The sequence below is a fragment of the Halomonas sp. DP1Y21-3 genome, from assembly GCF_019801245.1.
Lineage (GTDB): Bacteria > Pseudomonadota > Gammaproteobacteria > Pseudomonadales > Halomonadaceae > Halomonas > Halomonas litopenaei.
Genome location: NZ_JAHVJM010000002.1, coordinates 689251 through 716231, shown reverse-complemented (window position 1 = coordinate 716231; position 26981 = coordinate 689251). Strand labels below are relative to the sequence as shown.

Below are 26981 nucleotides of genomic sequence, written 5' to 3'. Positions count from 1 at the left end.
AGAGGATTACCGCCATGACCTGTGCCGCTGCCGTGACTCCCTTCGCCGTCCCCGCCACCGCCAAGTGGGCCTTTACCACCCGCCGCGCCAGGCGCGATGACGTCCGTTCCCTGGTCAGTCTCGACCATCCAGTGCGCGCCGGTGACCTGATCCTGTGTGAAGTCCTCCAGGTCGGGCAGCACAAGCGGGTCCAATTGGCCTGCGGCCGTCCCAGCGAGAGCTATCCCGGTGATCTGCTGGTGCTGTGTGTGGGCGATCGCTACGCACCGGATCAATTCATGGGCCGCGCTGAGGTGGATGTGCGTATGGATCTGCTGGCCGGTGGCGGCATCGCCGGCAAGGTCGAGGCGGCACATGCCAGGATGGCTCGCCCCACTCAGTTGCGTCCGCTGGGTTTTCTCGCCGACCTTCATGGCGAGGTGATCAATATTGACCGCTATGCCATCGCAGATTCGCGTATCCCCGATGACATAGTGGTGCTTGGGGTGTTCGGCGCTTCGATGAATGCCGGCAAGACTACGGCGGCGGTGAGCCTGGCCCACGGCCTCCAACGTGCGGGCTTTGCGGTGGAGGGGGTCAAGGCCACCGGCACCGGCGCCTTTGGTGACTTCAACGCCTTCGCCGACGCCTCGGTGGCCGTCAGTGACTTTACCGATGCCGGCATGGCGTCGACCTTCCGCTGTCCGCTCGAGCGCATCGAACGTGGCTTCGAGGCGCTGGTCGGTGGCGCGGCGGCGCGCGGTGCCGAGGTGGTGGTGGTGGAAATCGCTGACGGGGTGTTCCAGGACGAGACCGCTGCCATCCTGGCGGATTCCACCATCATCGAGCGCCTGGACGGTATCCTGTTCGCGGCTCCGGATGCGCTGGGTGCGGTCGGGGGTGTGTCGGTGCTCAAACGTCATGGTCAAACGCCCTTTGCCCTGGCGGGGATGGTCAGTCTGTCGGCGCTCGGTAGCCGTGAAGCCAGCGGCGAAACCGGGCTGCCGGTGGTCAAGCGTGAGGCGCTGTGCGACCCCGAGGCCGTATCGAGGCTGGTGGCGCCAATCATCAGAAGGCGTCTCGGTCAGACCATGCTCAAGGACCTGACAGAGGATAACCGGCTTGCCACGGGTGCCGCCGCATGAGCGAGCTTCCCGAACTCTCGGGGCATGGCAGAGGCAGGCATATCGCGCTGGTGGTGGGCTTGGGGATCATCCAGGCTGGGCTGATGATGGCCACGGCCTTCGCCACCCGCGATGTCTTCGTCGCACTGCGTTCGACGTCCGGCTCGACCTCCTCCCAGCTGCCGCTGACCTCGCTGCTGATACTGGCAGCGGCAGCGCTGGTGATCGCTGCCTGCCAGGCACTGGCCAGGGTCCGGGGCGAGGCCATCGGCCAGAGCTACGCGGTGGAGCTTCGCAGCGTCGTCTTCCGCGCCATCGCTGCCCTCGGTGCCGAGCCTGCCGGTCGTCGCCTCGGAGGGCTGTCGCTGCGCTTTGTCGGTGACCTGACGGCGGCCCGGGGTTGGGTCGGCATGGGCATCACTCGGCTGGTGTCTGCGGCGGTGGTCTTTCCCATGGCGGCGCTGTGCCTGTGGCTGATCGATCCCGTCCTGGCGCTGGCCGGCATGCTACCCATCTTCGTCGCCGTGGCGCTGGCCGCCGGGCTGGGTCTGGCGCTGGGCCGCCTGCATCGGGATCTGCGAAGGCGGCGTGCCGGGGTGGCCATTGCCGCGATGGAGCGGATTCCCATCGCCCGCGAGCTGGCGTTGATGAATCGCCTGCCCCGTGAAATCGCCAGCCTGGAGCGCAAGGGACGTCGCAGTGCCGAGGACGCCGTGCGTCGCGTACGTCGGGTATCGCTGCTGCGTGCGCTGCCCAACGCTTCTCTGGGGCTTGGTGGAGCGGCGGTGCTGTGGGCTACGGCGCGCTTTGGTCTGGCGGCGGCGGACGCCGCCGCGGCACTGTCGGTGCTGGCGATCCTGGTGGTACCTGTGCGCGAATGTATCGGCGTATGGGATCGCTACAGCGCCTGGTGTGTCGCCCGCGACAAGTGTCGGGCACTGCTCGCGCGGACCGAGGCCTTGCCGCGAGTGCGTCGACGTGGACGGCCGGTGCCGCTGGATCTGGAGCACCTGCGGGTGGGTGGCTGCACCCTGCATCTGCGTATTCGCGCGGGCCAGCGGGTGTGTCTCGCCACCGATGATCCCGACCTGGCGTCGCGGGTGCTGGCGGTGCTGGCACGGCGGCGTGCACCCGAGGCGGGGCGACTGCGGTTTGACGGCTTGCCGACCGAGCCGGCCATCGCCTGTATCGGTGATCGCCCCGCCTTGCTCAGGGGCAGCCTGCGCCGCGCGCTGACCATGGGGGCCGCCGCGCGCCCCGACGATGACGACATCGGCCGGGTGGCGCGAGAGTGTGGTCTGGGCCCTGCGATCGCTCGCCTGGGAGGTCTGGATGGGCGGATCGAGGAAGCAGGGCACAACCTGACCCCTGGTGAGTCCCTGCGGTTAGCCCTGGTCCAGGCGCTGCTGTCGCGCCCTGATCTGGTGGTGGTCGACAGTTACCTGTGGCCGCTGCTAAAGGACGCCGTCGAGCTGTTCACGCTGCTTGACGCACGCTGCCCGGCGACCCTGGTGCACAATCTACCTGATTCGGTCACCGGCGGTGCCGGCATGTTGTTGCGCCTGTCGGAGAACATGGATCATCCGAAAACGCCTTCCGTCTGCGGGAACAGTAAACTGGGGTCATGAAAATCATCAGTGTGGTAACCGCCTATACCCTGGTCTTGCTGACGATGGCCTGCACCGGAGCGGTGTTGGCCTACTGGAGCGTCGAGCGCAGTACCTGGTTGAGCGATCGCATGAACCTGGCGCATCACTCCTACGAAGCACACCTGAATCTGTCGACCCACAGCTATCGGCTGTTCAAGCAGTACGCAGATGCCTTGCTGATCGGTGATCAGGACGGTGGTGAGGGGGAGCGCCGGTTACAGGAGCTGGTGCGCCAGGATATCAGCGAGATCCGCGATATCATCGGCGCCGAGATCGAGCTGGTAGGCGACGAGGAAGTCGAGGAGCTGGAACTGCTGGCCAGGCTCGAGGACCAGCTGGACGAGGTGATCCGCGGCTACGCTGAGCTGCTCGACTCGGAGCGGGAGCTCGATCCGGTCAGCCGCTGGTTGAGTTTCTATGCGCTGCTCGATGAAGCCATTGATGAACGCTTCCGCAAGCTGATGGACGTGGCCCTGGAGGGCGAGATCGAGGAGGTGCGCGAAGCCCGTGAGGAACTGGCCCGGGGCGCCCGCCAGACACGCTGGCTGGCGCTCGGTTTTGCGCTGCTGGCGGTGGTGCTGACGGTGGCGGTCATGGTGTTCTACCGTTGGCGGGTATCGCGGCGCTTTCAGAGGCTGATGGCGGGCGTCGAGCGTATGCACGGGGGTGCCTTCGGTCATGCCATCAAGGTCTCCGGCGGTGACGAATTAGGCCGCATCAGCCGTCTGCTCAATCAGATGGGTGCAGACGTGCACTCCCAGCGGCGCGCGCTCGAGCGCCAGAACAGCGCGCTGGAGGAGGCGGTGGCGGATCGCACCGGAGAACTCGAAAGGTTGCTGGAGGAAGCGCGTCGGGCCGAACGGCATCGGCGTCGACTGCTGGCCGATGTCAGCCACGAGCTGCGCACACCGTTGACCATCATCCAGGGCGAATGCGACGTGGTACTGCGCGCGCGCCAACCCGACGAGGACGACTACCGCGAGGCGTTGCGTCGTGCCCGTGAGGCGGCCGGCCATACTGCTGCTCTGATCGACGACCTGCTGACCATCGCACGCCAGGAGAGCGGCGAATTGCGCCTGCAACCGCAACCCACCGAACTGGTCGAGTTTCTCAAGGATGTCATCAGTCTGTCATCGGTGCTGGTGTCTCTTGAGACCGAGGTGACCGTTGCCCCCGTGGAGGTGGATCGCCTGCGGCTGCGCCAGTCGGTGCTGGCGCTTCTTCAGAATGCCCGGGTCCACGGGGGCCCCCGGGTGGTGGTGCGCCTGTGGCGTCATGGTGGTGGCTGGCGAATCGCGGTGGAGGACGATGGCAGGGGGGTATCGGCGGTCGACAAGGCGGTGGTGTTCGAACGCTTTTATCGCGGTGCCAATGCCTCCACCAACTACACTGAGGGCAGTGGTCTGGGACTGCCCATTGTGCGTGCCATCGCCCGTGCCCACGGAGGGGATGCCGGTCTGGAGGACCGACCGGGAGGCGGGCTGATCGTCTACATCGATGTGCCAGGGATGGCCGAGGAGTCCACGACGACGTGAACGTGCTGGTAGTGGAAGACGAAGATAGGGTCGCGGACTTTCTGTGTCGCGGGCTCAAGGGCGAGGGGTGGACCGCCACCCGTGCCGGTGATGGCGAAACCGCCTTGTCGCTTTTGAAGGAGGGCGGTTTTGATGTGGTGCTGCTCGACATCATGCTGCCGGGGCTGTCCGGGCATGAGGTGTGCACGCGAGTCAGGGCACGGGGCGACGAGGTCCCGATTCTGATGCTGACGGCCCTGGATGCCACCGATGAGAAGATCGTGGGGCTTCGCAAGGGAGCCGACGATTATCTGAGCAAGCCCTTTTCTTTCGACGAGCTGATCGCGCGCATGGAGGCGTTGCATCGACGCGCCCGGGCACGGGCAGGAGCGACACCGGGCGCTCAGGCGGAGGATCCGGTGCAGTTCGATCGCGAGGCGCTGTGCCTGAAGGTCGAGGGTGAGGTCGTCGAGTTATCGACCAAGGAGCGCGATCTGCTGGCGCTATTGCTCGGCAATGCCGGGCGGGTGATGAGCCGTGAACGTATCCTCAACGCGGTCTGGGGGCTCAACGAGGACCCCATGACCAATACCGTCGATGTCTACGTGGGGCGGGTTCGGCGCAAGCTCGGCGACCACGCCTCGCGCATCACTACGGTCCGCGGCGCCGGATACCGCTACGACGCTCAAGACGTGTGAGGCTCTTTGCCATCGGGTGCCTCCGGGGCAGAACTTCACGCCCTGGTGTGTCTTGCTGTTTTTAGGGGCCTGGGAAGAAAGTTCAAAGGTCTTTGAGGGTGAAGTTTTCTGATCTTTCCGTTTTTTCGTCGGGGGTTTATTGGCAAAAAATTCCTGTGCTTCACTGTGGGTGACGATAAAAAATCTGTTGTACGAATCGATGGGAGAGTCGCCATGCAGATCGCCGTCCCCAAGGAAATCAAGAACCATGAGTACCGCGTCGCCCTGACCCCTAGTGGTGCGCGGGAGCTGACCGAGCGTGGCCACGCGGTGGTCGTGCAGGCCGGTGCGGGTGAGGGCGCCGGTTTTGCCGACGAGGCCTATCAAGCTGCCGGTGCCACCATCGAGGCCGACGTGGACGCGCTGTTCGATGGCGCCGAGTTGATCCTCAAGGTCAAGGAGCCCCAGCCCGAAGAGGTGGCCCGGCTGCGCCCCCAGCACACCCTGTTCACCTACCTGCATCTGGCCGCCGAAGAAACCCTGACCAAGGGGCTTCTGGACAGCGGCGCGACCTGCATCGCCTACGAGACCATCACCGCGCCTCAGGGTGGACTACCCCTGTTGGCGCCGATGAGCACCGTGGCCGGACGCATGGCCGTGCAGGCCGGTGCCCACAGTCTCGAAAAGGCCCAGGGCGGTGCGGGTGTATTGCTGCCCGGGGTGCCTGGGGTGCCGCCTGCCAAGGTTACCGTGATCGGCGGTGGCGTGGTCGGCGAGAACGCCGCCCGCATGGCGCTGGGGCTGGGCGCCGATGTCAGCGTGCTGGACAAGTCGATCCCGCGCCTCGAGACCCTGGATGATCGCTACCAGGGGCGCATGAAGACGGTGTTTTCCTGCGCCGATGCACTGGAAGAAGCGGTGCGCGAATCGGACCTGATCATCGGGGCGGTGCTGGTCCCGGGGGCGGCGGCGCCCAAGCTGATCAACCGCGCCATGCTCTCGGAAATGAAGCCGGGAGCGGTGCTGGTGGACGTAGCCATCGATCAGGGCGGCTGCTTCGAGACCTCCAGGCCCACCACCCATGCCGAGCCGACCTACGTGGTGGACGGCGTCGTGCACTATTGTGTCGCCAACATGCCGGGTGCGGTGGCGCGCACCTCGACCCAGGCCCTGACCAACGCCACCCAGCCGTTCGTGGTGGCGCTGGCCGACAAGGGCTGGCGTCGGGCGCTCGGTGAGGATCGTCACTTCGCCGCCGGTCTCAATGTCCATGACGGCCAGCTCACCTACGCAGCCGTAGGGGAGGCCTTCTCGCTGCCGGTGACCAGCGTGGAGAGTGTGCTCGGCTGATGTGATTGGCCAAGGGTCGGCCGGGGCGGCGCTGTCGCCCCGGTCGCCATCCACAGGCCTTGGCGTTACCATAGCGGGCATTTGCCGATACTAGAGTGCCGTCCATGTCCGCAACGACCACCGCTTCCGACAAGACCCGGGTGCTGACCGGTATCACCACCACCGGTACCCCCCATCTGGGCAACTACGTCGGGGCCATCAAGCCGGCGATCGAGGCCAGCCTCGATCCCAACGTGCAGTCCTACTACTTCCTCGCCGATCTGCACGCGCTGATCAAGTGTCAGGACCCGCAGCGGGTCCAGCAGTCGCGCCTCGAGATCGCCGCGACCTGGATGGCGCTGGGGCTGGACACCGACAACGCCATCTTCTATCGCCAGTCCGATATCCCCGAGATTCCCGAGCTGACCTGGATGCTGTCCTGCGTCTGTGCCAAGGGCCTGATGAACCGCGCCCACGCCTACAAGGCGGCGGTGGCGGAGAACGACGAAGCCGGCAACCAGGATCCGGACAAGGGTGTCACCATGGGTCTGTTCGGCTATCCGGTGCTGATGGCCGCCGACATCCTGATGTTCCAGGCCAACAAGGTGCCGGTGGGACGCGACCAGATCCAGCATATCGAGATGGCCCGAGACATGGCCGGGCGCTTCAATCATCTCTACAAGGGTGACTTCTTCACCCTGCCCGAGGCGGTGGTGGACGAGCGGGTCCAGGTATTGGGTGGCCTCGACGGTCGCAAGATGTCCAAGAGCTACAACAACACCATCCCGCTGTTCGTGCCGGAAAAGAAGCTGCTCAAGCTGGTGCGCAAGATCAAGACCAACTCGCTGGAGCCCGGCGAGCCCAAGGATCCCGACACCTGCACCCTGTTCCAGATCTATTCGGCCTTCGCCAGCGCCGAGGAAACCCAGGCCATGCGTGATGACTACGCCGCGGGCATCGGCTGGGGGGACGCCAAGAACCGGGTCTTCGAACACCTCAACGAACAGCTGCGCGCCCCGCGTGAGCGTTACCAGGCGCTGATGGAAGATCCGGGCCATATCGAGACGGTGCTGCTTCAAGGGGCCGAGCGTGCTCGTGCCGAGGCTGCTCCGCTGATGGATCGACTGCGTGTCGCCGCGGGGCTTGGTCGCTTCGTTTGAGCCGTTTCCTACGCGTCTCATCGTCGAGTCGCTCTTGTCTGAGCTAAAGTGCGCATGGGCCCTGCGTTGAGGGCCCGCTTTTGCGGGGCTTTCTCGACGGCGTGCTAGAGTGGGCACAAAGGAAGAATGGTATAACGCCTTGTCAGGCAGGCGCCGCCTGAGCCCGGTGCATCGCGCACGGGCGATGTCGTCAGTGTTTCCCCAAGGGTACCGAGAAGAGTGCCCGGACTCGCCAGAGTCCCTTGACCGAGTCACCAAACGAGACGAGAGATGAGCACAGAACCCAAGCGTCCCCTCTATATTCCCTACGCTGGACCCTCTCTGCTGGAGATGCCGCTGCTCAACAAGGGCAGCGCCTTCACCCAGAAGGAGCGCCTGCAGTTCAACCTGATCGGCCTCTTGCCGCAGAACGTCGAGACCATCGACGAACAGGTCGAGCGTGCCTACCACCAGTACCAGCAGTGCCAGAATGACCTGGACCGCCATATCTACCTGCGGGCGATCCAGGACGACAACGAGACGCTGTTCTTCCGCCTCGTCTCCGAGCATCTCGAGGAGATGCTGCCGATCATCTACACCCCCACGGTCGGCAAGGCCTGTGAGGAGTTCTCCAATATCTATCGCAACCACCGGGGGCTGTTCATCTCCTACCCCGACCGCGAGTACATGGACGACATCCTGCGCAGCGCCACCAAGGACAACGTCAAGGTGATCGTGGTCACCGACGGCGAGCGCATCCTCGGCCTCGGTGACCAGGGCATCGGCGGCATGGGCATCCCCATCGGCAAGCTGTCGCTGTACACCGCCTGTGGCGGCATCAGCCCGGCCAATACTCTGCCGATCATGCTCGACGTCGGTACCAACAACCAACAGTTGCTGGACGACCCGCGCTACATGGGCTGGCGCCACCCGCGTATCAGCCAGGAAGAATACGACGAGTTCATCGATGCCTTCATGCAGGCGGTGAAGCGGCGCTGGCCCAAGGTACTGCTGCAGTTCGAGGACTTTGCCCAGGCCAACGCCATGCCGCTGCTGGAGCGCTATCGCGACGAGCTATGCTGCTTCAATGATGACGTTCAGGGCACCGCTGCGGTCTGCGTCGGCACCCTGATGGCGGCCTGCCAGGCACGTGGCGAGGGCATGGCCCGTCAGCGGGTGGTGTTCGTGGGCGCCGGCTCCGCCGGCTGCGGCATCGCCGAGATGGTGGTGGTGGCGATGATGGCCGAAGGCCTGACCGAGTCCCAGGCCCGCGAGCGGGTCTACATGGTCGATCGCGAGGGCCTGGTGACGGACGACCAGACCTGGCTGCGTGACTTCCAGCGCCGCCTTGCCCACCCGGCCGGTATGGTCGAGGGCTGGGAGGGGCAGGAGCTGCTCGAAGTGGTCAAGCAGGTTCAGCCGACGGTGCTGCTCGGCGTCTGTGGCCAGAAGGGTATCTTCACCGAGGCGGTGGTCAAGGCGATGCACGCCAACTGCAAGATGCCGCTGATCATGCCGCTGTCCAACCCCACTTCGCGGGCCGAGGCGATCCCCTCCGACGTGCTCGAGTGGACCAACGGCGACGCCCTGGTGGCCACCGGCAGTCCCTTCGCGCCGGTCGAGATCAATGGTCGTCGCATTCCCATCGCCCAGTGCAACAACGCCTACATCTTCCCGGGGATCGGCCTCGGGGTGGTGGCAAGCGGTGCACGCCGCGTCACCGATGCGATGCTGATGGCGGCCTCACGGGCTCTGGCCCGGGAGGCACCGATCGTCAAGGAGGGCGAGGGTGCCATGCTGCCGGCGCTGTCGCGCATCCGCGATATCTCCAAGTCGATCGCCTTCGACGTGGCGGCCCAGGCCCAGCACGAGGGCGTGGCGCTCAAGAGCGACGGTACCAAGCTGCGCCGCGACATCGAAAAGAGCTGCTGGATGCCCAACTATCGCGACTATCGTCGCCGCGCCTTCTAGGCATCTGCGCGCTCAAGCGATCACGGAACCCCGCCACAAGGCGGGGTTTTTATTTGCTGGCGTGAGGCGCAGTCGGGTAGCAACACAGGCGGGTAGCAATAGATGCGGTCGCTCAAGCGCTGCGCTGAAGGGTCTGTAGATGGAGTAGAAAACAAGATTCGCACAAAAAAAGACCTCGCCGGTGGGCGAGGTCTCGGTGTGACGGCCAGTGCGATGCGCCGGCCGTCTGTGTGGCGGGCCTGGGCCCGCCGGGTGATCAGGCGGCGCCGATCATCTTGCGCAGCACATAGTGCAGGATGCCGCCGTGGCGGTAGTACTCGAGCTCGTTGGCGGTGTCGATGCGACACAGGGCGTCGAGGGTCTTCTCACCCTTGTCGCCCTTGATGGTCACCTTGACCTTGCCGCCCGGCTCGAGGCTGTCGAGGCCCTCGATGGAGACCGTCTCGTCGCCGGTCATGCCGAGTGACTTGCGATCCTCTCCTTCGGGGAACTGCAGCGGTACCACGCCCATGCCGATCAGGTTGGAGCGGTGGATGCGCTCGTAGGACTCTGCCAGCACGGCGCGCACGCCGAGCAGCAGGGTGCCCTTGGCTGCCCAGTCGCGGGAGGAGCCGGTGCCGTACTCCTTGCCGGCCACCACCACCAGGGGGGTGCCTTCCTCCTGGTACTTCATGGCGGCGTCGTAGATCGCCATCTGTTCGCCGCTGGGCACGTGGCGAGTCTCGCCACCGACCACGCCATCGAGCATCTCGTTCTGGATGCGCACGTTGGCGAAGGTGCCGCGCATCATCACCTCGTGGTTGCCGCGCCGCGAGCCGTAGGAGTTGAAGTCCACCGGCTTGACGCCGTTCTCCTGCAGGTAGCGGCCCGCCGGGCTGTCGGGCTTGATCGCGCCGGCCGGCGAGATGTGGTCGGTGGTCACGCTGTCGCCGAGCATGGCCAGTACATGGGCGTCCTTGACGTCCTCGACCTTGGACGGCTCCTTGCCCATGCCCTCGAAGAAGGGCGGGTGCTGGATGTAGGTCGAGTTGTCGTCCCACTCGTAGACCTCGCTTTCCGGCACCTTGATGGCCTTCCACACCTCGTCGCCGTCGAACACCGCGGCGTATTCTTTGCGGAACATCTCGGTGTTGACCTTCTCCACCGCCTCGGCGACCTCGGCCTGGGTGGGCCAGATGTCCTTGAGGTAGACCGGCTCGCCGTCGCTACCTTCACCGATGGGGTCATTGTCCAGGTCGCAGCGCACATTGCCGGCCAGGGCGAAGGCCACCACCAGGGGCGGTGAGGCCAACCAGTTGGTCTTCACCAGCGGGTGCACCCGGCCTTCGAAGTTGCGGTTGCCGGACAGTACCGAGGCCACCGTCAGGTCGCCGGTCTTGACCGCATCCTCGATCGGCTCGGGCAGCGGGCCCGAGTTGCCGATGCAGGTGGTGCAGCCATAGCCCACCAGATTGAAGCCCAGGGCGTTGAGGTCGTCCTGCAGGCCGGCGGCGGCCAGGTATTCGGTGACCACCTTGGAGCCGGGAGCCAGCGAGGTCTTGACCCAGGGCTTGGTCGCCAGGCCCTTCTCCTTGGCCTTGCGGGCCAAGAGGCCTGCAGCCATCATCACGCTGGGGTTCGAGGTGTTGGTGCACGAGGTGATGGCAGCGATGACCACCGCGCCGGGGTCCAGGCTGAAGTCCTCGCCCTTGTAGTTGACGTCCTGGCTGTCGGCGTGACGATAGCTGCGCTCGACGCCGACCGCGGTCTGGCCGCCCTCGGAGCCCATCTTGTCGTCGCGGCTGTCCTTGGCCGACTTGCCCTCGTCCTCCATCAGTTTTTCGAAGGTGGTGGCGAGCTGGCTCAGGGCGACACGGTCCTGGGGCCGCTTGGGACCGGCGAGGCTGGCCTCGACGTCACCCATGTCGAGTCCCAGGGTGTCGCTGAAGATCGGCTCGTGGCCGGGTTCGCGCCACAGGCCCTGCTCCTTGGAGTAGGCCTCGACCAGGGCGATCTGGTCGTCGTCGCGGCCGGACAGCCGCATGTAGTTCAAGGTCTCGTCGTCCACCGGGAAGAAGCCGCAGGTGGCGCCGTACTCCGGGGCCATGTTGGCGATGGTGGCGCGGTCGGCCAGGGGCAGGTCCTTGAGGCCGTCGCCGTAGAACTCGACGAACTTCCCGACCACGCCTTTCTTGCGCAGCATCTCGGTGACGGTGAGTACCAGGTCGGTGGCGGTGATGCCTTCTCTGAGCTTGCCGGTCAGCTTGAAGCCGATGACCTCGGGGATCAGCATCGACACCGGCTGGCCGAGCATGGCGGCCTCGGCCTCGATGCCGCCGACACCCCAGCCGAGTACGCCGAGGCCGTTGATCATGGTGGTGTGGGAGTCGGTGCCGACCAGGGTATCCGGGTAGGCCAGGGTCTTGCCGTCCTCTTCCCGGGTCCACACCGTCTTGCCCAGGTACTCCAGGTTGACCTGGTGGCAGATGCCGGTGCCCGGCGGCACCACGCGGAAGTTGTCGAAGGCCTGCTGGCCCCAGCGCAGGAACTCGTAGCGCTCGCGGTTGCGCTCCATCTCCAGCGCCACGTTGTCCTTGAAGGCGGACGGGTCGCCGTACTTGTCGACCATCACCGAGTGGTCGATGACCAGATCGACCGGCGACAGCGGGTTGATCTTCGACGGTTGCTCACCGAGTTTCTCCACCGCGGCACGCATCGAGGCCAGGTCGACCACCCCCGGCACGCCGGTGAAGTCCTGCATCAGCACGCGGGCGGGACGGTAGCCGATCTCGCGGTCCGAGCGGCCTTCCTTCTGCCAGTCCACCAGCGCCTGAAGGTCGTCTCTGGACACGCTCTCATCGTCGGCAAAGCGTAGCTGGTTTTCCAGCAGTACCTTGAGCGTCATCGGTAGACGCTGAATATCGCCAAGGTCCTCGGCAGCCTGGGCCAGGCTGTAGAAGTCGTACTGAGTCCCGCCTACATCTAGCGTGCGACGGGTATCCGGTAGGGAATCGCTACTCATGCTGTCCTCCTGAGGCATTGAATCGAACGGTCCAGGTTCGCTGGGATCGGCGCGGGGCCAATATCGATCCCTTGGTGGTACTAGTAGTGGTACTTGGTCATCATAGTTGTGTTCTTCAACCGTTGACGTGTAAACGGATGCCGGATCACGCCTTGAAAGGCTGTCGGGTCACCCCCATGGTGAAGGTTCACGTCGATCGCGACCAGAGGGGAGGTGCATCGTGCACGAACAGACGCTGCCGAGCTGGCGGCTTGATTGCCCCTACTGCGATGCCCATATCGAGCTGGTGGTGGACACCTCCCAGGGCAGCCACGAGACCTGGGAAGACTGCCCTCAGTGCTGTGCGCCGATCCACTACCGTATCGAGGTGGATGCGGTGACCGAGGATATCGTCTCGGTGGTCGCCGGCGACGATGACGAGGTCATGTGACAGGGCTCATGTGATGGAAGTGTCATGCGCCGCTGTGGGCCGCGTAACGATCTCATTCGAGCCTGGCGGATGTCGATGACGGCGTCATTGCGACGTCATCGCCGTCGGGTGACAATAGCCGGCGACTATCGGGTCGATGGCCCAGGTCGATTGGCCCGGTGTGGTTCGCTGGCCTAGGGTGACATCCGGTATTTGCCCCTGATTCTTGAACCCTCACGTTTCACTACTCCAAGGAGACTTTCATGAGCGTACTGGTAGGACGTCAAGCTCCCGATTTCGAAGCCGCCGCCGTCACCGGCAACGGCGAAATCGTCGAGAACTTCAAGCTGTCCGACAGCAACGGCAAGCTGCGCGTGCTGTTCTTCTGGCCGCTGGACTTCACCTTCGTGTGCCCGTCCGAGATCATCGCCCATGACAACCGTCTGGCGCAGTTCAAGGATCTGGGTGTCGAGGTGATCGGTGTCTCCATCGATTCCCAGTTCACCCACTACGCCTGGCGCAAGACCAGCCCGGACGCCGGTGGTATCGGTGAGGTCGGCTTCCCGATCGTGGCCGACGTCAAGCACGAGATTACCCAGGCGTACGGCATCGAGCATCCGGAAGCCGGTGTCGCCCTGCGCGCCTCCTTCCTGATCGACGAGGATGGCGTGGTGCAGCATCAGGTGGTCAACAACCTGCCGCTGGGCCGCAACGTCGATGAGATGGTGCGTATGGTCAAGGCCCTGCAGCACCACCAGAAGCACGGCGAAGTCTGCCCGGCTGGCTGGGACGAAGGCCAGGAAGGCATGAAGGATACCGCTGAAGGTGTCGCCAAGTACCTGGGTACTCACTCCAGCGAGCTGTAAGACGCTGCCAGCGCTCACCGCCAGGTGAGCCGACTCGGGACAGCCCGAGCAGTGTCACGACGGGGCGGCCTGGCCGCCCCGTTGCGTATATTCTCGGTATGCTGGTGTGCTGGCCAGTCGCGACAGACCCTTGCGCGGCAGACCGCACCCTGCCGACCCGAGTTCCGGGTGGATTGGCTCATGACGACGCTGCGTCGCCGTCATCATCGAATCCATTTTCCTTTAGCGTCGCGGCCCCCCAGGGGAGCCCCCGGCTTAGTCAAGTTAGTCTTGTGAGGTAGCCATGAGCGAAGTGCGCCACGAACGTCTGATCATCCTGGGCTCGGGGCCTGCCGGCTACAGTGCGGCGGTCTACGCTGCGCGGGCCAATCTCAAGCCGCTGTTGATCACCGGCATGCAGACAGGCGGTCAGTTGACCACCACCACCGACGTGGACAACTGGCCAGGCGACGACGCCGGTGTCCAGGGGCCGGAGCTGATGGAGCGCATGCGCCGTCACGCCGAGCGATTCGATACCGAGGTGCTGTTCGACCATATCCACGAGGTGGAACTGCGCGAACGTCCCTTCACCTTGAAGGGCGACAACGGCACCTACACCTGCGACGCCCTGATCATTGCTACCGGGGCCAGTGCGCGCTACCTGGGGCTGCCCTCGGAGCAGCAGTTCATGGGCCAGGGCGTGTCGGCCTGCGCCACCTGCGACGGCTTCTTCTATCGCAACCAGGAAGTGATCGTGGTGGGCGGCGGCAACACCGCCGTGGAAGAGGCGCTTTACCTGTCCAATATCGCCTCCAAGGTCACCCTGGTGCACCGCCGCGACAGCCTCAGGGCGGAGAAGATTCTGCAGGACAAGCTGTTCGAGAAGGCCGAGAACGGCAACGTCGAACTGATCTGGAACCACACTCTGGACGAGGTGCTGGGGGACAACACCGGGGTCACCGGTGCGCGGCTCAAGGCGGTCGAGGACGGTTCGACCCGCGAGATCACCGCACCCGGCGTGTTCATCGCCATCGGTCATAGCCCCAACACCGGCATCTTCGAGGGCCAGCTCGAGATGGCAGGCGGCTATATCAAGGTCAAGTCAGGCCTCGAGGGCAACGCCACCGCCACCAGCGTGCCCGGTGTGTTCGCCGCCGGCGACGTCATGGATCACGTCTATCGTCAGGCGATCACCTCAGCCGGCAGCGGCTGCATGGCGGCGCTGGACGTGGAGCGCTACCTGGACAGCCTCGACTAAGGCGCTAGTTAGACTCGATCATTGGGCAAGTACAAGAACACCGCCAGGCGATCGCCTGGCGGTGCTTTTTTGTCGATGGCTATCGATGGCTCTTAATAGTGTGGCGGCAACTCGTCCTCGGGGCCGGGGGCATCGCCCAGTCCGCGGTCGTTGCTGGCCGCCAGTTCGCGTAGCCTTTCCTGCATCAGGCGATTGATGCGTTCCAGCTCCATCATTCGGCGCTCCTGGCCGGCGATGGTGGCGTCCAGGCTGTCCAGCCAGTGTTCCTGGTAGGCCAGACGGCTCTCCAGTTCTTCGACACGCTTTGCTAGATCGGCGGACGACTTGTCAATACCCGTGATAGACTCATGTTGCGGTGTGTCACTGTTCATCGTGTCAACTGCCTGCCTTGGGCTTTTTTCGAGAAGTCGTGGCGGAAGGATCTCGTCTGTGTATCGTGCATGGCCGCGGATCCCATGGTCATTCCACCTGTTTTCACCATAAGAAGAGAGTTTTTCACGTCCATGAAAAAAAGGGTATTCGTTCGTTGTTGTGTGATCAGTCTGCTGTTGGCCGCGCCTGCACCGCTGCTGATTGCTCTTGCCGTCAGCCTGGTGACCGGGCTGTCCGTCGAGGAGTTGCACGGCGCCATCGCCGAGGAGGCACTGCTGCATGGCTACCTTGCCGCTGCCGGAGCGGTCTTTGGCGTGTTGCTGGTAGCCACCCTGGCCCTCAATGCCCTGACGCCAAGGCTGGTCAACCTGGCCGAGGTCGAGGATGACGATCGCGAGATCGGCGAGGTCAAGTGGTTCAATGTCAACAAGGGCTACGGCTTCATCACCCGTGACGGGGGCGAGGACGTCTTTGTTCACTTCCGTGCCATCCGCGGCCGGGGCCATCGCACCCTGGCCGAAGGCCAGAGAGTACGCTACTACGTGATCGAGAACGAGCGCGGCCTGCAGGCCGACGACGTCACCGTCATCACCTGAGCGCGATGCTCTCGCCATTGCCACGACGCCCCGCCTAGTGCGGGGCGTTGTCGTTTGTGGCGCCGCGGGTCTGCCTCTGCGCCCGTTTCAGTGCCCGGCTCAGGGCCAAACTGGGAGTGCCTCGTCAGTGTCCCGAGTCGGGCCAGTCGATGGCCGATTCGCTGCCGTCGGGTAACACCTGCAGGAAGCGGTCGGGGTCGTCGCCGGGCTGCCAGCCGCCCAGCGAGCAGCGCACCTCGCAGTCCAGCGCCAGGGCGGCGGCCCTGGCGAAGTCGGCGTCGGTGGGCCAGGGGGACTGGCCGCTGTCGAGCCAAAGGCTGGCGAAGCCATCGGCGGCCTTGCCGACCAGCAACACGGGAATGTCGGCACCATCGAGGTGACCTTCGGTGCGCCACTTCAGCTTGCCGCAGGGGGTCAGCGGCGGGGCATTCAGGGTGGCGCCGAGCCACTCGCCGATGCGCTCGGCGCTGGCCTCGCCAAGATAGATCTCGATATCCGGGTAGCGCTCGGTCATCACTTCAGCTCCTTGCGTCGGCGAACAGCCGCGTCAGGATGGCTTCGTAGACCCGGCTCAGGTCATCCAGGTCTACGGCGCGCACGCGCTCGTCGACCTTGTGGATGGTGGCGTTGAGCGGGCCAAGTTCCACCACCTGGGCGCCTAGCGTGGCGATGAAGCGACCGTCGGAAGTACCGCCGGAGGTGGACAGCACCGGGGTGGTGCCGGTGACGTCGCGGACGCCGGCCACGGCGGCGTCGACCAGCGCCCCTTCGCGGGTCAGGAAGGGCTGGCCGTTGAGCGTCCAGTCGATCTCGAAGTCCAGGTCGAAGCCACGCAGGATGGCCTCGGTGCGCTCGCGCAACTCGGCATCAGTGGTCTCGGTGGAGAAACGGAAGTTGAAGGTGGCCTCGACCTCGCCTGGGATCACATTGGTGGCACCGGTGCCGGCGCGCAGGTTCGAGATCTGGAAGCTGGTGGCAGGAAAGCAGTCGTTGCCGGCATCCCAGTGTTCGTTGGCGAGGGCGTCCAGCGCCGGCGCGATCTGGTGAATCGGGTTACGCGCCAGGTGAGGATAGGCCACGTGGCCCTGGATGCCGCGGACCTTGAGCACGCCGCCCAGCGAGCCGCGCCGGCCGTTCTTGATCACGTCGCCCAGGCGCTCGGTGGAAGAGGGCTCGCCGACGATGCAGTAGTCGAGGCGTTCGTTGCGCTCGCGCAGGTGCTCGACCACCGCACGAGTGCCATCCACCGCCGGGCCTTCCTCGTCGGCGGTGATCAGAAAGGCGATGCGTCCGGGGTGATCGGGGTGGGCGCTGACAAAGCGCTCCACCGCCGTGACCATGGCGGCCAGACTGCCTTTCATGTCGGCGGCGCCGCGACCGCGCAGCATGCCGTCGTCATCGATGATCGGGGCAAAGGGCGGGGTCTGCCACTGGTGCTCGGGTCCGGTGGGTACCACGTCGGTGTGGCCGGCGAAGGCCAGCACCGGGCCGTGGTGACCGTGCACCGCCCAGAAGTTTTCCACTTCGCCGAAGGGCAGCGACTCGATGTTGAAGCCCAGGCGCTCGAGGCGTTCGATCATCAGCGCCTGGCAGCCCATGTCGTCCGGGGTTACCGAAGGACGCCGCAATAGCTCGAGGGCAAGCTCCAGGGTGGGCGAGAGTGTCTCGGTGGTCGCGGGGGCGTCGGTCGGTGCAGGCAAGTCGGTAGTCGGCATAGCGGTCTCGAAGAAAGGCGGCGGCCAGGGCCGCCGCGCTCGGGATCAATTGTGGGCGTGCAGCGCTTCGTTGAGGGCGATGGCGCTCTTGTTGGTCAGGCACTCGATACGGCCGTTGGTCGAGTTGCGACGCAGCAGCAGATCGTCCTGGCCGGCCAGTTCGCGGGCCGCCAGGGTGCGTACTTCCTGGCCCTGGTCATCGAGCAGGGTGACCTTGGCGCCGGCGGTGATGTAGAGCCCGGCCTCGACGGTGCAGCGGTCGCCCAGCGGGATACCGATACCGGCGTTGGCGCCGATCAGGCAGCCTTCACCCACCGAGATGATGATGTTGCCGCCACCTGACAGGGTACCCATGGTGGAACAGCCACCGCCCAGGTCGGAGCCCTTGCCGACCACCACGCCGGCCGAGATACGGCCCTCGATCATGCCCGGGCCTTCGGTGCCGGCGTTGAAGTTGACGAAGCCCTCGTGCATCACCGTGGTGCCCTCGCCCAGGTAGGCGCCCAGACGCACCCGTGCGGTGTCGGCGATGCGCACGCCATTGGGCACCACGTAGTCGGTCATCTTGGGGAACTTGTCGACACAGTCCACCGACAGGGTGCGACCTTCCAGGCGGGCCTTGAGGCGGCGTGCCGGCAGCTCGATGATGTCGATGGCGCCTTCGCTGCTCCAGGCAATATTGCGCAGCAGACCGAACATGCCGGTGAGGTCGAGCTGGTGCGGCTTGACCAGACGATGGGACAGCAGGTGCAGCTTGAGGTAGACCTCCGGGGCGCTCTGGGGCGGCAGGTCCTCACTGATGAAGGTCGCCACCAGCGGACGCTGGCTGGCGCTGAGGCTGGCGGCCAGTTCGGCCTGCTCCGGGTGGCCGGCGTCGCGCAGGGCGTCGGCCAGGGCCTGGCAGTGTTCCGGCAGGAAGCTGACGGCGGCGGTGCCCTGGGGCGCGTCGAGTACCCGGGCGGCGGCCTCTACCAGGCTGGCGTCGGGGGCGAGCAGCGGCGCCGGGTAGTAGACCTCGAGCCAGTCGCCCTGGGTGTTCTGGGTGCCGATGCCGAGTGCAAAGCTGTGCATGCCGTATGTCCTTTTCGTAGGTACTGGAATTCGCAAAGAGGGGCGAAAAATTAGAGGTCGTCGTAGTCGCCGTCGCGATAGCCGACCAGGATGTCGTCGCCGGTGTCGAGCAGCGGGCGCTTGATCAGGGTCGGGTTGGCGAGCATCAATTCGCGGGCCTTGTTGGCGTCGACGTCGTTCTTGTCGTCGTCAGGTAGCTGGCGCCAGGTGGTGCTGCGCTTGTTGAGCAGGGTCAGCACCGGCACCGACTCGAGGAAGTGCTCGAGCAGGGCCGCCGATACGCCATCGGCGCGCAGGTCATGGACCTGGTAGGGGTGGCCGCTGCCGTCCAGCGCCTTCTGGGCCTTGCGGCAGGTATCGCAGTTCTTGATCACGTAGAGCGTCAGCATGGGGCCCGTCCTCAATGTTCGTTGGTCGTGGCGTCGGTCGGGATCAGCCGCGTGCGAGCAGGTCGCGGATGCGCTCGGCCGCTTCCCGAGTGGGGGCCAGTTCGTCCACCAGTGCCAGTCTCAGCCGACCGGCGCCCGGGTTGGTGCCGTCGCTGCCGGTTCTGCCCATGTAGCTGCCCGGCAGGACGCTGACGTGGGCCTCGGCGTAGAGTCGCCTGGTGAAGGCGGCGTCGTCACCGTCGGGGACCGCTGGCCACAGATAAAAGCTAGCCTCGGGGGCGGGAAAGTCCATCACCGGTGCGAGGATCTCGGTGACCGCGGCGAACTTGGCGCGGTAGGCGTCTCGGTTGTCGCGCACGTGGGCTTCGTCGGACCAGGCGGCGATCGAGGCCTGCTGGATCGGCAGCGCCATGGCGCAGCCGTGGTAGGTGCGGTAGCGACGAAAGCGGCTGATCAGCTCGGCGTCGCCTGCGACGAAGCCCGAGCGTAGCCCCGGCAGGTTCGAACGCTTGGACAGCGAGTGGAACACCAGGCAGCGGTGATAGTCGTGGCGCCCCATGGCGGCGGCGGCCTGCAACAGTCCCGGTGGTGGCGCCTGCTCATCCAGGTACAGCTCCGAGTAGCACTCGTCGGAGGCGATGATGAAGTCGTACTCGTCGGCCAGGGCGATCAACTGCTGGAACTCTTCGATCGGGGTCACCGCGCCGGTGGGGTTGCCCGGCGAACACAAGAACACCAGCTGCACCTGGCGCCAGGTGTCGGCGTCGACGGCCGAGAAATCCGGGCGGAAGTCGTTGTCGGCACGGCAGTCGAGGTACAGCGGGGTGCCGCCGGCCAGCAGGGCGGCGCCTTCATAGATCTGGTAGAAGGGGTTGGGCACCGCCACCCGCGCCGGGCGTGAGCGATCGAGACAGGCCTGGACGAAGGCGAAGATGGCCTCGCGGGTACCGTTGACCGGCAGCACCTGGTGCTCGGCGTCGAGCCCGTCCAGGCCGAAGCGGCTACTGGCCCAGTCGGCGATGGCCTGACGCAGCTCGGGCAGTCCGGCGATGGCCGGATAGCGGGCGAAGTCATGCTGATGTCGGACCAGGGCGTCGAGTGCCGCCTGGTAGGGCGCATGCTGTGGCTCGCCGATGGTCAGCGGACGATGGGCGAGGTCGGCTGGTGGCGTCAGGTCCGCCTTCAGCGCCGCCAGGCGCTCGAAGGGGTAGGGTTGCAAGGCGTCGAGATCAGGGTTCATGGGGTCCAGGCGCGCCCTTGGGGCGTCGTTGTCATCACGGGAGTGGGTGCCGTCGGCGCGGGGCGCGACCGGGCATCGATTATAGGGAAGGGGCGTACCAGCCTCAAATCGACGCGCCTTGCCTGCTGTGTGATTCAGGTCAGCTCGGCGGGGCCGCTAGACACTGAGGACGTCGATCAGCCGTTCGCGCAACTGCTGCTGGCGCTCGGGGTCGGTGATCGGTCGGCCTTCGCGGTCGGTGACGTAGAAGACGTCCTCGACGCGCTCGCCGAGGGTCGCGATCTTCGCCGCCGACAGGGTGATGCCCTGCTCCATGAAGATACTGCCGACCCGAGCCAGCAGGCCGGGCCGGTCCGGTGCGGTCAGCTCCAGCAGGGTGCGCTCGCCACCCGGGTCCTGTTCGATGGCCACCTGGGTGGCCACCTTGAAGTGCTTGAGCTGGCGCGGGGTGTGGCGGGTGACGATGGTCGGGTAGTCGTCCGGGTCGTCGAGTTCTTCGACCAGGTGGCGGCGAATCTCCTCGAGGCGGCTGGCGTCGCGGATCGGCTTGTCGTGGTCATCGAGCACGATAAAGGTGTTCAGCGTCCAGTCATTGAGCGAGGTGGCGATGCGCGCGTCGTGGATCGACAGCCCGAGCTGCTCCATGGCGGCGGCGGTGGCGGCGAACAGGTCATCCACCGAACGGGTATGGATAAATACCTTGGTCCCGCCCTCGGCCATGTCGTCGGTGGGCGCGTTGATCAGGATCAGCGGCAGCTCGCTGCCGGCGTGGGCCAGCATGCCCTGGGTCTGCCACACCACCTCGCTGGAGGCGTACTGCAGAAAGAAGTCCTCGCCGAGCGACTCCCACAGGGCGTCGACCCGCGCCATGTCGGCGCCGATCGTGGCCAGCAGCGAGTGCGCCTCCTCACGGGTCTCGCGGACCCAGTCGGCGCGCTCCAGCGGGTTCTCGAGGCCACGCCGCAGTGCCCGCCGGGTCTCGGCGTGGAGCTGGCGCATCAGCGAGGCGCGCCAGCCATTCCACAGGGTGGGATTGGTCGCGGTGATGTCGGCCACGGTGAGGATGTACAGGTAGTCCAGGCGGGTCTCGTCGCCGACGCTGGCGGCGAAGTCGCGAATCACCTCGGGGTCGGTGATGTCGCGCTTCTGGGCGATCATCGACATCAGCAGGTGGTTTTCCACCAGCCAGCTGACCAGCCGGGTATCACGCTGGCTGAGCCCGTGGCGTTCGGCGAAGTCCTCGACCTCGCGGGCGCCGATCAGCGAATGATCGCCGCCGCGGCCCTTGCCGATGTCGTGGAACAGCCCGGCGATCCACAGGATCTCCATCTTCGGCGCCTGGTGAATCAGGGTCGCCGCCACCGGGAACTCCTTCTTCGCCTCGGGCTTGCGGAAGCCGTGCAGGCACTTCAGCAGGCGCAGGGTGTGGGCGTCCACGGTGTAGATATGGAACAGATCGTGCTGCATCAGGCCGACCGCCTGGCCGAAGGCCGGCAGATACTTGCCCAGCACCCCGTAGCGATTCATCCGGCGCAGCTGGCGGGCGACATTGCCACCGGAGCGCAACAGCGCCATGAACAGCGCCTGGTGACGCGGGTCGTTGCGGTAGCGGTCGTCCATCAGGTGGCGATGGTCGCGGATCAGGCGGATGGTGTCGGCGCGTACGCCTTCGATCTCGGGGTGCTCGGCCATCAGGTAGAACAGCTCGAGCAGCGCCGCCGGCTGGTCGCGGAACAGGGTCCGCGAGCGCACCTGGATGTAGCCGCCGGCGATCTCGAAACGCTCGTTCAGCGGGGTCACGCTGATCGGGGTGTCGGGCCTCAGGATCTGTTCGTCGAAGTGCTGCAGCAGCATGTCGTTGAGCCCGGCCAGGGCGGTGACATGGCGGTAGTAGCGCTTCATGAACTGTTCCACCGCCAGGCGCTCGGGACTGTCGCGGTAGCCGAACAGCTCGGCGATGGTGTTCTGGTGGTCGAACAGCAGCCGATCCTCGGCGCGCCCGGTGAGCATGTGCAGGGCGTAGCGGACCTGCCACAGGAAGGCCTGCCCCTGGCTCAGGATGCGGTGCTCGGCATCGTTCATGAAGCCCTTGGCGACCACGTCCTCGTAGGACTCGGTATCGAAGTGGCGCTTGGCCACCCAGCCGATCATCTGGATATCGCGAAGCCCCCCGGGGGAGCTCTTGATGTTCGGCTCGAGGTGATACTCGGAGTTGTTGAAGCGGTAGTGGCGGGTGATCTGTTCCTGCCACTTGGCCTCGAAGAAGCGGTCTGCCGGCCACATGCGCTCGCCGGACAGGCGCTCGCGCATGGCCTGGCGCAGGGCCTCGCGGCCGGCCAGGGTGCGTGACTCGAGCAGATTGGTGATGACGGTGACGTCGGCCTTCGCCTCGCGCTCGCAGTCGTTGAGCGAGCGCACGCTGTGGCCGATCTCGAGACCGATGTCCCACAGGAAGGTGATGAAGGCGGTCAGCGGCTCGCGGTAGGGCGTGTCATCGTCGTCCTCGAGCAGGAACATCAGGTCGATGTCCGAATGAGGGTGCAGCTCACCGCGGCCGTAGCCACCCACCGCCAGTAGCGCTACACCATCGTCCAGGCCTGGCTGGCGCGCCCAGGCCAGCGCCAGCAGCTGGTCCAGGCACCAGGCCCGTCCTCGCACCAGGTCGCGGATGTCGGCGCCGCCGAGGAAGCGCTCGTCCAGCCGCGACTGGATCTCCTTGAGCGCGCCCTTGAAGGGCGCGATGGGGGAGCGCTGGCCCTCGAGCTGGCGAGCGAAGTCGTCGAAGTCGAACAGCTCGAATTCCGGTGCGAAGCGATAGTGGTGCAGCAGCATGGGCTCTCAGCGCTCGAGGAAGGACAGGTCTTCGTCGGAACGGGCGGTCAGCACCTCGACCCCCGTCTCGGTCACCAGCAGGGTGTGCTCCCACTGGGCGGTCAGCCCCTTGTCCTTGGTCACGGCGGTCCAGCCATCGCGCAGTACCTTGGTGCGATGGTCGCCGACGTTGATCATCGGTTCGATGGTGAAGCACATGCCGGCGGCCAGTTCGATATCCGCCTCGGGGGCGTAGCCGTCATAGTGCAGCACCTGGGGGTCCTCGTGGAAGCCGGCGCCGATGCCGTGGCCGCAGAAGTCACGCACCACCGAATAGCCGTTGGCCTTGGCGTGGCTCTCGATGGCCCGGGCCAGCTCCGACAGGCGGGCACCAGGGCGTACCAGCGCCATGCTGCGGTAGAGGCACTCCTGGGTGACCCGGCACAGCCGCTCGCCCTGGATGGTCTCGCCGATGATGAACATCACGCTGGAGTCACCGTGGTAGCCGTCGGCGGTCCTTACGGTGATGTCCATGTTCATGATGTCACCCTTCTTCAGCTTCTTGCTGTCGTCGGGGATGCCGTGGCAGACCACGTGGTTGATCGAGGTGCAGATCGACTTGGGAAAGCCGTGATAGTTGAGCGGCGCCGGGGTGGAACCGAGCTCGTTGACGATGTAGTCGTGGCACAGCTTGTCCAGGTGGCCTGTGCTGACGCCGGCTTCCACGTGGGGGGCGATCATCTCCAGCACACTGGCGGCCTGGCGGCCGGCTTCGCGCATCTTCTCGATTTCTTCGGGCGTCTTGATGGGTACGTTCATGGAATCTCGGTCTGGGTGGTGTCGCCCCGGCGCAGGCGGCTGAGCCGAGTCGCTGGCTCGCGGCGACGATGACCGCGGCGACTCCGGGGAGGGACGCGTCGAGGTGCGCGAGACGTTGGGCGACTTCAATTCGAAGGTCATCCATGGTATAAAGCTGCGCGCTTTCCTGCAATCGCCGTTCCTTGCTGGTGTTTTCGTCGAGACCCTGGTCTTGCGATTGCCTGCAACGGGATAGCCCGCTGGCGAGCGACAAACAGTAGAAGAGGTCTCCATGACGGAGCCTCGCGCCTTGAAAACACACACGCACCGACACATGGTCCCGGGTGCCTGAGGGAAACCTCTGGTCGGATCCATGGGGTGCGTGGAGGCCTAACCCGATTTTTCAGGAGTCATCCATGGCACACGTCAATATGCGTGACCTGCTCAAGGCAGGCGCACACTTCGGTCACCAGACCCGTTACTGGAACCCGAAGATGGGCAAGTTCATCTTCGGCGCTCGTAACAAGATTCACATCATCAACCTCGAGCATACCCTTCCGGCGCTCAACGAGGCGATCGATGTGGTCGAGAAGATGGCCGCTTCCAACAACAAGATCCTGTTCGTCGGTACCAAGCGTAGCGCGAGCAAGATCATCAAGGAAGAAGCGAACCGTGTGAGTCAGCCGTTCGTCAACCACCGCTGGCTCGGCGGCATGCTGACGAACTACAAGACCATTCGTCAGTCCATCAAGCGTCTGCGCGAACTCGAAACCATGCACGAAGATGGCACCTTCGAGAAGCTGACCAAGAAAGAAGTCCTGATGGCCACCCGCGAGCAGGACAAGCTCGAGCGTTCCATCGGCGGTATCAAGGACATGGGCGGCCTGCCGGACGCACTGTTCGTGATCGACGTCGACCACGAGCGCATCGCCATCAACGAGGCGAACAAGCTGGGCATCCCGGTCATCGGTGTGGTCGACACCAACTCCGATCCGGACGGCGTCGACTACGTGATCCCGGGCAACGATGACTCCATCCGCGCCATCCAGATCTACGTCAAGGCCATCGCCGATGCCTGTGGCCGTGCGAAGGAAGGTCGCCCCGATGAGTTCGTCGAAGTGACCGACAGCGAAGGCGACGCCGCCGCTGCCGCTGCCGAGTAAGCTTCGGCCCGCCTGGGCCAGCCGATCGCGCAAGCGATCCACGCCGGACAGGCGCAAAGGGGGCCGTGGCCCCCTTTTCTCTACTTCAGGCCCGCGGTAATACCGAGGGTCTCTCCGACACCCAGGTCGAACCATTTAGAGGTGAATACCATGGCAGCTATCAGCGCCTCCCAGGTCAAGGAACTGCGCGAGCGTACCGGGCTCGGCATGATGGAGTGCAAGAAGGCACTCACCGAAGCCGGCGGTGACATCGAGCAGGCCATCGAGGATCTGCGCAAGAACTCCGGTCTCAAGGCCGCCAAGAAGGCCGGTCGTACCGCCGCTGAAGGTGTCGTCGTCACTCGTGTGGCCGAAGACGGTGCCTACGGTGTGATGGTCGAGATCAACTCCGAGACCGACTTCGTTGCCCGTGACGACAACTTCAAGGCCTTCGCCGACAAGATCGCCGACGCCTTCTTCGCCGCCAAGAGCGACGACGTGGCCGCAGTGACCGAAGGCGAGCTGGAAACCGCCCGCGAGCAGCTGGTGCAGAAGATCGGCGAGAACATCGGCGTGCGCCGTGCCGTCGTCGTCGACGCCGCTGAAGGCAACCTGGTGGGTGCCTATGTGCACGGTGGCCGCATCGGCGTGCTGACCGAGCTCAAGGGCGGCACCCAGGAAGCCGCCAAGGACGTGTCCATGCACGTTGCCGCGATCAACCCGACCGTGGCCCGTCCCGAGGACATGCCCCAGTCTGCCCTCGACGAGGAAAAGGCCATCATCCTGGCTCAGCCGGACATGGCCGGCAAGCCTGAGCAGATCGCCGAGAAGATGGTCCAGGGCCGTCTGAAGAAGTACCTGGCCGAGAACAGCCTGACCGAGCAGCCCTTCGTCAAGGACCCGAACCAGAGCGTGGCCGAGTTCGTCAAGGCCGCCGGTGGTGAAGTGGTCGGCTTCACTCGCTTTGAAGTGGGCGAGGGCATCGAGAAGGAAGAGGTCGACTTCGCCAAGGAAGTCATGGAACAGGCCAAGCGTAGCTAAGGTCCAAGGTTCCAAACTGTGCCTGCACAGTGTAATGATGGCGTGCGCGAAAGCGCACGCCTTCGTGTATGCGTCAGCGGTGGGTGTCTCGCGGCCTGACCGACCGCCACCCGACCCAGTCAAGCCCAAAGCGGAGAAATGCCATGAGCAGCGTCGATTCTTCCCCCCTGTCCAAGTCCGAGAAGCCCCGTGCCGCGGTGTCGAAGTACAAGCGCATCCTGCTGAAGCTCTCGGGTGAGGCGTTGACCGGGGATGCCGACTTTGGCATCGACCCCAAGGTACTGGACCGCATGGCGCTGGAGATCGGGCAACTGGTCGGTATCGGTGTCCAGGTCGGTATCGTGGTCGGTGGCGGCAACCTGTTCCGCGGTGCCGCCCTGCACGAGGCCGGCATGGAGCGCGTGACCGGTGACCACATGGGGATGCTGGCCACGGTGATGAACGCCCTGGCCATGCGTGATGCGCTGGAGCGCTCGAACATCCGTTCGCGGGTAATGTCGGCCATTCCCATGAGCGGCGTGGTGGAGCACTACGATCGGCGCACGGCGATTCGCTACCTGACCTCCGGTGACGTGGTACTGTTCTCCGCCGGTACCGGCAATCCCTTCTTCACCACCGATTCCGCCGCCTGTCTGCGCGGTATCGAGATCGACGCCGATGTGGTGGTCAAGGCCACCAAGGTGGATGGCGTCTACAACAAGGATCCGGTCAAGTTCGACGATGCCGTGAAGTACGACGAACTGTCCTATGATGACGCCCTCGATCAGAAGCTCGGGGTGATGGATTTGACCGCGATTTGCCTGGTGCGGGACCATGACATGCCGGTCCGGGTCTTCAACATGAACAAGCCTGGCGCCCTGCTCAACCTGGTGGTGGGCGGCAAGGAAGGCACGCTGATTCACAGAGGGTGA

Annotated in this window: 23 protein-coding genes; 14 read left to right on the top strand and 9 right to left on the bottom strand. The window is 65.2% G+C overall.

Annotation, left to right across the window (positions count from 1 at the left end; genetic code table 11):
• Positions 1–14: 14 nt before the first annotated feature.
• The 7 genes from KUV74_RS08295 to KUV74_RS08265 all read left to right on the top strand — a co-directional run bounded on the left by KUV74_RS08295 (position 15) and on the right by KUV74_RS08265 (position 9382).
• On the top strand, positions 15–1124 hold the full coding sequence (locus tag KUV74_RS08295) for a hypothetical protein (RefSeq protein ID WP_222516079.1): 1110 nt from the start codon (positions 15–17) through the stop codon (positions 1122–1124).
• Positions 1121–2731 (top strand): hypothetical protein, encoded by a 1611-nt coding sequence (locus tag KUV74_RS08290; RefSeq protein WP_222516078.1) that lies wholly within the window; start codon positions 1121–1123, stop codon positions 2729–2731. Before KUV74_RS08295 ends, KUV74_RS08290 begins: the two co-directional genes overlap by 4 nt.
• Positions 2728–4287, top strand: coding sequence for a sensor histidine kinase (locus KUV74_RS08285; protein WP_222516077.1), 1560 nt, complete (start codon positions 2728–2730; stop codon positions 4285–4287). Before KUV74_RS08290 ends, KUV74_RS08285 begins: the two co-directional genes overlap by 4 nt.
• On the top strand, positions 4284–4964 hold the full coding sequence (locus KUV74_RS08280; protein ID WP_222516076.1) for a response regulator transcription factor: 681 nt from the start codon (positions 4284–4286) through the stop codon (positions 4962–4964). Before KUV74_RS08285 ends, KUV74_RS08280 begins: the two co-directional genes overlap by 4 nt.
• Positions 4965–5177: 213 nt before the next feature.
• On the top strand, positions 5178–6293 hold the full coding sequence (gene ald, locus KUV74_RS08275; RefSeq protein ID WP_222516075.1) for an alanine dehydrogenase: 1116 nt from the start codon (positions 5178–5180) through the stop codon (positions 6291–6293).
• A 104-nt stretch (positions 6294–6397) separates the two neighbouring features.
• Positions 6398–7432: a tryptophan--tRNA ligase gene (trpS, locus tag KUV74_RS08270; protein ID WP_045991200.1), complete on the top strand. Its 1035-nt coding sequence runs from the start codon at positions 6398–6400 to the stop codon at positions 7430–7432.
• A gap of 270 nt (positions 7433–7702) precedes the next feature.
• Entirely contained in the window at positions 7703–9382 is a 1680-nt protein-coding gene (locus tag KUV74_RS08265; protein WP_045991199.1) for an NAD-dependent malic enzyme, read from the top strand.
• A 256-nt stretch (positions 9383–9638) separates the two neighbouring features.
• Here KUV74_RS08265 and acnA read toward each other — a convergent pair whose 3' ends face one another.
• A complete protein-coding gene (gene acnA, locus KUV74_RS08260) occupies positions 9639–12383 on the bottom strand; it encodes an aconitate hydratase AcnA (protein WP_045991198.1) in 2745 nt (914 codons plus the stop codon).
• A 220-nt stretch (positions 12384–12603) separates the two neighbouring features.
• Between acnA and KUV74_RS08255 the strand changes: the two genes are divergently transcribed.
• The 3 genes from KUV74_RS08255 (at position 12604) to trxB (ending at position 14895) form a co-directional block, all read left to right on the top strand.
• A complete protein-coding gene (locus KUV74_RS08255) occupies positions 12604–12813 on the top strand; it encodes a CPXCG motif-containing cysteine-rich protein (RefSeq protein ID WP_108449737.1) in 210 nt (69 codons plus the stop codon).
• Between the two features lie 242 nt (positions 12814–13055).
• Positions 13056–13658: a peroxiredoxin gene (locus KUV74_RS08250; protein WP_045991196.1), complete on the top strand. Its 603-nt coding sequence runs from the start codon at positions 13056–13058 to the stop codon at positions 13656–13658.
• A gap of 283 nt (positions 13659–13941) precedes the next feature.
• Positions 13942–14895, top strand: a complete 954-nt coding sequence (gene trxB / locus KUV74_RS08245; protein WP_045991195.1) for a thioredoxin-disulfide reductase — start codon at positions 13942–13944, stop codon at positions 14893–14895.
• Between the two features lie 92 nt (positions 14896–14987).
• Here trxB and KUV74_RS08240 read toward each other — a convergent pair whose 3' ends face one another.
• Positions 14988–15266: a SlyX family protein gene (locus KUV74_RS08240; RefSeq protein ID WP_181248591.1), complete on the bottom strand. Its 279-nt coding sequence runs from the start codon at positions 15264–15266 to the stop codon at positions 14988–14990.
• 132 nt (positions 15267–15398) lie between these two features.
• Between KUV74_RS08240 and KUV74_RS20970 the strand changes: the two genes are divergently transcribed.
• Positions 15399–15863 (top strand): cold-shock protein, encoded by a 465-nt coding sequence (locus KUV74_RS20970; protein ID WP_045991194.1) that lies wholly within the window; start codon positions 15399–15401, stop codon positions 15861–15863.
• 124 nt (positions 15864–15987) lie between these two features.
• On the opposite strand, the gene KUV74_RS08230 is transcribed toward KUV74_RS20970, so the two are convergent.
• The 7 genes from KUV74_RS08230 to map form a co-directional block, all read right to left on the bottom strand.
• A complete protein-coding gene (locus KUV74_RS08230; protein WP_045991193.1) occupies positions 15988–16377 on the bottom strand; it encodes a hypothetical protein in 390 nt (129 codons plus the stop codon).
• 4 nt (positions 16378–16381) lie between these two features.
• Positions 16382–17578 (bottom strand): succinyl-diaminopimelate desuccinylase, encoded by a 1197-nt coding sequence (dapE, locus tag KUV74_RS08225; RefSeq protein WP_222516074.1) that lies wholly within the window; start codon positions 17576–17578, stop codon positions 16382–16384.
• A gap of 45 nt (positions 17579–17623) precedes the next feature.
• The gene (dapD, locus tag KUV74_RS08220; protein WP_108132279.1) at positions 17624–18649 is read right to left on the bottom strand and encodes a 2,3,4,5-tetrahydropyridine-2,6-dicarboxylate N-succinyltransferase; all 1026 of its coding nucleotides are present in this window, start codon (positions 18647–18649) and stop codon (positions 17624–17626) included.
• Positions 18650–18699: 50 nt separating this feature from the next.
• Complete coding sequence (locus tag KUV74_RS08215) at positions 18700–19038, bottom strand: arsenate reductase (RefSeq protein ID WP_108132280.1); 339 nt, start codon at positions 19036–19038, stop codon at positions 18700–18702.
• Positions 19039–19081: 43 nt separating this feature from the next.
• Positions 19082–20278: a succinyldiaminopimelate transaminase gene (gene dapC / locus KUV74_RS08210; protein WP_124803484.1), complete on the bottom strand. Its 1197-nt coding sequence runs from the start codon at positions 20276–20278 to the stop codon at positions 19082–19084.
• Positions 20279–20434: 156 nt separating this feature from the next.
• Positions 20435–23110 carry a [protein-PII] uridylyltransferase gene (locus KUV74_RS08205; RefSeq protein WP_108132282.1) on the bottom strand — a complete coding sequence of 892 codons (2676 nt, stop codon included), beginning with the start codon at positions 23108–23110 and terminating at the stop codon, positions 20435–20437.
• 6 nt (positions 23111–23116) lie between these two features.
• On the bottom strand, positions 23117–23908 hold the full coding sequence (gene map, locus KUV74_RS08200) for a type I methionyl aminopeptidase (protein ID WP_045991187.1): 792 nt from the start codon (positions 23906–23908) through the stop codon (positions 23117–23119).
• A gap of 395 nt (positions 23909–24303) precedes the next feature.
• On the opposite strand from map, the gene rpsB reads away from it, so the two are divergent.
• The 3 genes from rpsB (at position 24304) to pyrH (ending at position 26981) form a co-directional block, all read left to right on the top strand.
• The gene (gene rpsB / locus KUV74_RS08195; protein WP_045991186.1) at positions 24304–25050 is read left to right on the top strand and encodes a 30S ribosomal protein S2; all 747 of its coding nucleotides are present in this window, start codon (positions 24304–24306) and stop codon (positions 25048–25050) included.
• 150 nt (positions 25051–25200) lie between these two features.
• The gene (gene tsf, locus KUV74_RS08190) at positions 25201–26070 is read left to right on the top strand and encodes a translation elongation factor Ts (RefSeq protein ID WP_045991185.1); all 870 of its coding nucleotides are present in this window, start codon (positions 25201–25203) and stop codon (positions 26068–26070) included.
• 143 nt (positions 26071–26213) lie between these two features.
• Positions 26214–26981 carry a UMP kinase gene (gene pyrH, locus KUV74_RS08185; RefSeq protein ID WP_045991184.1) on the top strand — a complete coding sequence of 256 codons (768 nt, stop codon included), beginning with the start codon at positions 26214–26216 and terminating at the stop codon, positions 26979–26981.